Below are 6,672 nucleotides of genomic sequence, written 5' to 3'. Positions count from 1 at the left end.
TTATAACACCTTTCGACGTTGGCTGAGTACAGGTCGTATCGATGCCATCCTTGCTGCGTTGCAACTGCATCTCAATGAAGAAGGGCTTATCGACTTCGACCTGTGGTGCATTGACGGCTCCAATGTCAGGGCATCCAAAGATGCTGCCGGAGCGCGTAAAAAAACTCTCCGGTGAATCAAGCCCTTGGTCGCTCTCGTGGTGGTTTTGGCAGCAAAATTCACTTGGTCACTGATGGTAATGGTTTACCGCTGGGGTTCTGCCTTTCGCCGGGGCAATCAGCGGAAATCAGATATGCGACAAGTGCGTTGGCCATGGCAAGGATCCCGACTTCATCAGGCCGTTATCGCACTCGGCCAACTCATCTTGCCGCAGATAAGGCCTATAGCAGCAGGGCTCTGCGGGCAGAACTCCGGCGCAGAAAGATAAAAGCGGTTATCCCGCAACGCAGCGACCAGCAACGGCACCATAAGGGACGTCCACTGGTGTTAGACAAAGCTCGTTATCGTAGGAGAAATGTGGTCGAACGGTGCTTCGGATGGCTGAAGAAGTTTCGCCGATTCTCAACGAGGTATGAAAAGCTGGCGGGAAGTTTTGCTGCTTTTATCAAGCTGGCTTTCTGCCTTCGTTACTTACGGGAACTATTGGTGGACAGAAAACCAGCATTTTGAGAACGCAGCCTAGTGCCGACTCTTCACGACCCCGCTCATCCATGACCAGGCTGAGGCAAGGCGCCGGTTCGATGCTCAACTATCATCAATGTCTCCACGGTTTGCTCATACGCAGGCAGCCTAGGGGATGCGTATCCCTGTACGCCGATGCCCGCTGTGCAAGGCACATCTATCACTTTCGCAGAAGTTGTCGCATGAAAGCTGGCCTTCAATCGTCATTGCCGATGAATGTCAGAGTTTTAACCTTATGTTCAGTAACGCTATTTCAGAGTTAGATTGATCTTAACAACGAAGAGCACAGCTTCACCGTCATAACGTTAATAAGAGGACATAGTGAATGGACAAACACACTCATGGGGCCGGTCAGTGCCCTTTTGCACACGGAGCCAATACTTCCGCCGGCCAGGAGCCTCAAGTTTGGTGGCCCAATGCCCTCAACCTCGACATCCTGCACCAACATGACCGCAAGACCAATCCGATGGATGAGTCTTTCAATTATGCTGATGCCTTCAGCAGCCTCGATTACGATGCCCTCAAGGCCGACCTCCATGCCCTGATGACCGACAGCCAGCCCTGGTGGCCGGCCGACTGGGGGCACTATGGCGGCTTGATGATCCGCATGGCCTGGCACTCCGCAGGCAGCTATCGCGCCACCGACGGCCGTGGCGGTGCCAACACCGGCAACCAGCGCTTCGCCCCCCTCAACAGCTGGCCAGACAACGGCAACCTCGACAAGGCGCGCCGCCTGCTGTGGCCCATCAAACAGAAATACGGCAACAAGATCTCCTGGGCCGACCTGATGATCCTGGCAGGCAACGTCGCTTATGAATCCATGGGGCTCAAGACTTTCGGTTTTGCTGGTGGTCGCGAGGACATCTGGCATCCGGAAAAAGATGTCTACTGGGGCTCCGAGAAGGAGTGGCTGGCGCCGAGCGGCAGTGAAGGGAGCCGTTACAGTGGTGAACGGGATCTGGAGAACCCGCTGGCCGCGGTGATGATGGGGCTTATTTACGTCAACCCGGAAGGGGTGGATGGCAACCCTGATCCCCTGAAGACCGCCCACGACATGCGCGTCACCTTCGCCCGCATGGGAATGAATGACGAAGAGACCGTCGCCCTCACCGCAGGTGGCCACACCGTCGGCAAGGCCCACGGCAACGGCAGCGCAGCCAAATTGGGGCCAGCTCCAGAAGGGGCGGATGTGCATGAACAGGGGCTTGGCTGGATCAACCACGAGAGCCGCGGCATCGGTCGCGACACGGTCACCAGCGGGATCGAGGGCGCCTGGACCAGCAATCCGACTCGCTGGGACAACGGCTACTTCAAGATGTTGCTGGGCCATGACTGGTGGCTCAAGAAGAGCCCGGCCGGTGCCTGGCAGTGGGAGCCCGTTGCCATCAAGGAGGAAGATCGCCCGGTGGACGTGGAAGACCCCTCCCTGCGCTGCAACCCCATCATGACGGACGCGGACATGGCACTGCGCTTTGACCCCGTCTACCGGGAGATCTCCGAGCGCTTCGCCGCGGATCAGGCGCTCTTCTCCGATGCCTTTGCCCGCGCCTGGTTCAAGCTGACCCACCGCGACATGGGACCGCGCAGCCGCTATCTGGGGCCGGAGGTGCCGAGCGAAGTCATGGTATGGCAGGATCCGGTGCCGGCGGTGGATTACCAGCTCTCCGATAAGGAAGTGAGCGAGCTCAAGAGCAAGCTGCTGGCCTGCGGCGTGGCGCCAGCCGATTTGATCGCCACCGCCTGGGACAGTGCCCGCACCTTCCGCGGCTCCGATTATCGCGGTGGAGCCAACGGTGCCCGTATCCGCCTTGCGCCGATGAAGGAGTGGGAAGGCAACGAGCCCGCTCGCCTCGAGAAGGTGCTCAACGTCCTGACTGCCCTGCAGGGCACCCTGAACAAGCCGGTCAGCATCGCCGACCTGATTGTGCTGGGGGGCAGCGCGGCGGTTGAGCAGGCGGCCAGGCTGGCCGGCGTTGATATCGTCGTTCCCTTTGCGCCGGGCCGGGGCGATGCCGGCGCCGAACAGACCGATGCCGAGTCGTTTGCCTTCCTGGAGCCGGTGCACGACGGTTTTCGTAACTGGCAGAAGGGGCACTACCAGGTGCAGCCGGAAGAGATGCTGCTCGACCGTGCCCAGTTGCTGGGGCTGACCGCCCGCGAGATGACAGTGCTGGTCGGCGGTATGCGGGTGCTTGGCACCAACCATGGCGGCTCGGCCCACGGCGTCTTGACCGACCGGGTCGGGGTGCTCAGCAACGACTTCTTCGTCAATCTGACCGACATGGCTTATAGCTGGCAGCCGACTGGCCGCAACAGCTACCAGATCGTGGATCGTCAGAGCGGCGCGGTGAAGTGGACCGCCACCCGGGTTGACCTGGTGTTTGGTTCCAACTCTGTGCTGCGTGCCTACGCCGAGGTCTATGCCCAGCAAGATGGCAAGGATAAGTTCGTCCGCGACTTCGTCAAGGCCTGGGTCAAGGTGATGAACAACGACCGTTTCGACCTGAAATAACCCGCCAGGTCCGTAGAAAGAACGCCAGCCGCGAGGCTGGCGTTCTTTTTTGTCGGCACGCGCCGCCAGCGGCGGTGCATCGGCCTCCCCTCACGAACGGGGTACAGGAGAGCGGAAAAAGAGTGAAGCAAGAGAGGGCGGAAGGAATGCAAGCAGAGAGTACAGGCCTTGCACCGGTTCGAGGTGGTGCGCGGCGTGACAGACGTGGACCCCTACTCATAAAAACGCAGCTGACACGGGGAAAGTGTCAGCTGCGTCATGACTATTCGCGATGCACCCGGATGGTGAAGGCATTTGAATCGCTGCACACGCCACTGGCTGACAACGGGAGGGAATCACCTGCCCCATCCTGGCCCATGGGTCGGCAACGACGCTCCGGCGTTACCGGAGCGAGTTGACCGGGAAATCGGGGCAAGTGCCCCATCACGACCAACGGGCAGACCATTGCGCGCAGCCTATAGCTACGACAGTGGATGAGTCCTTAGAACGGCATCTTGAAGCCGGGAGGCAGTTGCATGCCGCCGGTCAGCTCGCCCATCTTGGCCTTGTTCTGCTCTTCGACGCGACGCACGGCATCGTTGACGGCCGCAGCCACCAGATCTTCCAGCATCTCTTTGTCATCTTCCATCAGGCTCGGGTCGATTTCGATGCGACGCACGCTGTGGCTGCCGGCCATGGTGACCTTGACCATGCCAGCGCCGGCTTCACCGACTACTTCCATCTGGGCAAGCTGCTCTTGCATCTTCTGCATGCGCTCTTGCATCTGTTGGGCCTGTTTCATCAGGTTCCCCATTCCACCTTTACCAAACATATGTCGTCTCTCGTCTTGAAATCCGGCATCCAGCGCCGGGCCGTGGGTTTACCCGTCCTAAGTGGGGACGGCCAAACCGTTTTTCAACCGGGCACCAGGCCCGGATGGTGTGATCAGTTGCTCAGCGGCTCTATGCTGTCGTGGTGCAGCATGGCACCAAACCGCTGTTGCAAGAATTGCACGTTGGGATCCTGCTCCAGATCCCGGGTGACCTGCTCCCGCACCCCGAGATAGAGGCGGTGCTCAATCTCGAGCGGGGTTTCCCGCTCGGGCACGACGCCCAGGGTGACGTCCACCTGTACCGCAAGCCCCAGCTCGGGGCCGATGATCTCGGCCAGATCGGCGCGCGCCCTGTCGCTCACCAGATGGCGCTGCTCGGGTTTGAGGGTCAGCAGCACCCTGTCACCCTGCTGCTCCATCACCGAATTGATGGCCAGCTGGCGCAGGCGGCCGCCCACACCGGTGCGGGCAATCAGTTCGGCCCAATGGTCGCCGCAATTGGCCAGCAGCGAAGAGGGGATCAATCTGGCCGCCTCCTCGCTCCCTTGCGGCTGGTTGTCGCTCTCCAGCTCGTTCCAGTCGATGGTTTCCATGACCGAGGCGGCAGGCATAACTTCGCTGATGGCAGCCTCAGGGGGCGTTGCAACGGCGGCCGGAGCACTCGGCGCAGCAACCGTCTGCCGACCGGCACTGCCATCCAGATCCCAGGGCGGCAGATCATCCGCCTGGGGACGCGCGGCGGGCGCTGGTTGCATCACCTGAGCGGTTCGCTCCGGCAAGGGGGCGCTGGCAAACGCATCGTTGAAACCCTGATTCAGATACTCTTCGTAGTCGCTGCTGCTCTCTTCATAGGCATCGAGCGGCGGCAATTCATCGTAACCTGACTGGGTCGCTTGAGTTGGTGCCGACCCCCGAGTCTCACTCGGGGAGTGGGGCGCCGAGGCCGGCATGGCCGCAGCCTGCGCCACAGGTGCAGGTTTGGCGGCCGCCATCGGCTTGACCGGTGTCGCCCGGGCTGGCGCCGCATTGCCGCTCGGCTCGCCGCGCAGGCGGCTTCGCAGCAGATTGCGCTTGCCGAGCAGACTTTGCATGCTGGCCACCGTTGAAGAGACACTCCCCTCCCCGCTGTCAGCCACTTCGTCAGTCACATTCGTTGGTACGGCGCCTTGCACGGAGGATGTGGGCTGGGCCACGGGCACACTCGGATCGGACGCGGCCTCATAGCCCATCTGCTCGGCCTCACGCAGCAGCTCCGCCTGCTCGGCAAAGAGCGGATCCAGCGCGGCTCCGCTTTCCGGCTCCGCCATGTCAACCACCTGTGGGTGAGGCTGGCCGGCCTGTCTGGCTTCCAGCCCCCCTTGGTGCTCGGCTGGTGCAGAAGAAATAACCGGCGCGGGCGAGTTCGCGGCATCGGCTGACGGAGCCTGCGGCATCATGCCGGTGGCCGGGGGTGGCTCAACCCCCTCTGGCTTTCCCAAGGTGGGGGCCGGGCTCCTCGCACTGGCGGCGGGCAGGCCACCGAGTGCCGGGGGCAGCGCCGTCAGGCTGGCGGGATGCAGCACCTCGCGCCGGGGCGAGAAGGCCAGCATCCGCAGGCAAGTCATCTCCAGTGCGGTGCGGCCATCGGGGGCCCAGGGCAGATCCTTGCGACCGCCCAGCACGATCTGATAGCAGAGCTGCACCTCTTCCGGGCTCATGGCCTGGGCCAGCTGCAGCAGGGCATCGGCATCCGCCCCCTGCTCCTGTACGGTGGCGGGCAACAGCTGCGCCATGGCGATGCGATGGAGCAGCCCTTCCAGCTCGGCATGGAGCTGATCAAAGTCGGGGCCCAGGGTCGCTATCTCGGTGATCTTGGCCATGGTGGCGGGTGCATCCTGGCGCAGCACAGCTTCCAGCAGTTGATGCAGATGGCGGTGATCCAGGGTCCCCAGCATGGCCAGCACGCTGTCGGTGCGCACGCTGCCATTGCCGTGGGCCAGCGCCTGATCGGTCAGGCTCAGGGCATCGCGCATGCTGCCGTCCGCCGCCTTGGCCAGGGCCAGCAAGGCGCGCGGCTCGAAGGGTTGCCCCTCCTGATCCAGCACCCATTCGAGCTGCTTGGCGATCTGGGTCTGATCCAGGCTCTTCAGATGAAACTGCAGGCAGCGCGACAAGATGGTGATGGGCAGCTTCTGCGGATCCGTGGTGGCCAGCAGGAACTTCACATAGGGGGGCGGCTCTTCCAGGGTTTTCAGCAGCGCGTTGAAGCTGTGGCGCGACAACATGTGCACTTCATCGATGAGATAGACCTTGAAGCGGCCACGGGCCGGTCGGTACTGGACGTTGTCGAGCAGCTCGCGGGTATCTTCCACCTTGGTGCGCGACGCCGCGTCTATCTCCAGCAGATCGACGAAGTTGCCCTGATCGATCTCGTGGCAGGTGTCGCACACCCCGCACGGATGGCTGCTGATCCCCTGCTCGCAGTTGAGGCTCTTGGCCAGGATGCGCGCGATGGTGGTCTTGCCGACCCCGCGAGTACCGCTCAGCAGATAGGCGTGATGCAGCCGTCCCTGATCCAGGGCGTTGGTCAAGGCGGTCAGCACATGATGCTGGCCTACCACTTGTTCAAACGTATGGGGGCGCCATTTACGCGCCAGAACCTGATAGCTCATAGATCTCGATGCAGGGA

General features: G+C 62.0%; 3 protein-coding genes and 1 pseudogene. 2 read left to right on the top strand and 2 right to left on the bottom strand.

What is annotated here, in order from left to right; translation table 11 throughout:
- Positions 1-669, top strand: a pseudogene (locus tag CAK78_RS12395) (IS5 family transposase); the annotation flags it as partial.
- Between the two features lie 337 nt (positions 670-1,006).
- Positions 1,007-3,193 (top strand): catalase/peroxidase HPI, encoded by a 2,187-nt coding sequence (katG, locus tag CAK78_RS12390; RefSeq protein WP_094697469.1) that lies wholly within the window; start codon positions 1,007-1,009, stop codon positions 3,191-3,193.
- Positions 3,194-3,674: 481 nt separating this feature from the next.
- On the opposite strand, the gene CAK78_RS12385 is transcribed toward katG, so the two are convergent.
- Both CAK78_RS12385 and dnaX read right to left on the bottom strand, forming a co-directional pair.
- Positions 3,675-4,004, bottom strand: coding sequence for a YbaB/EbfC family nucleoid-associated protein (locus CAK78_RS12385; RefSeq protein WP_005301028.1), 330 nt, complete (start codon positions 4,002-4,004; stop codon positions 3,675-3,677).
- Between the two features lie 113 nt (positions 4,005-4,117).
- Complete coding sequence (gene dnaX, locus CAK78_RS12380; RefSeq protein ID WP_094697468.1) at positions 4,118-6,655, bottom strand: DNA polymerase III subunit gamma/tau; 2,538 nt, start codon at positions 6,653-6,655, stop codon at positions 4,118-4,120.
- Positions 6,656-6,672: the final 17 nt, after the last annotated feature.

Source organism: Aeromonas sp. A35_P (genome assembly GCF_002259925.1).
Taxonomy (GTDB): Bacteria; Pseudomonadota; Gammaproteobacteria; order Enterobacterales; family Aeromonadaceae; genus Aeromonas; species Aeromonas dhakensis.
This window is presented reverse-complemented; position numbering and strand designations above follow the sequence as displayed.

Coding starts and splice junctions, on each gene's coding strand:
- katG (WP_094697469.1), top strand. CDS start 1,007: ATGGACAAACACACTCATGGGGCCGGTCAGTGCCCTTTTGCACACGGA.
- CAK78_RS12385 (WP_005301028.1), bottom strand. CDS start 4,004: ATGTTTGGTAAAGGTGGAATGGGGAACCTGATGAAACAGGCCCAACAG.
- dnaX (WP_094697468.1), bottom strand. CDS start 6,655: ATGAGCTATCAGGTTCTGGCGCGTAAATGGCGCCCCCATACGTTTGAA.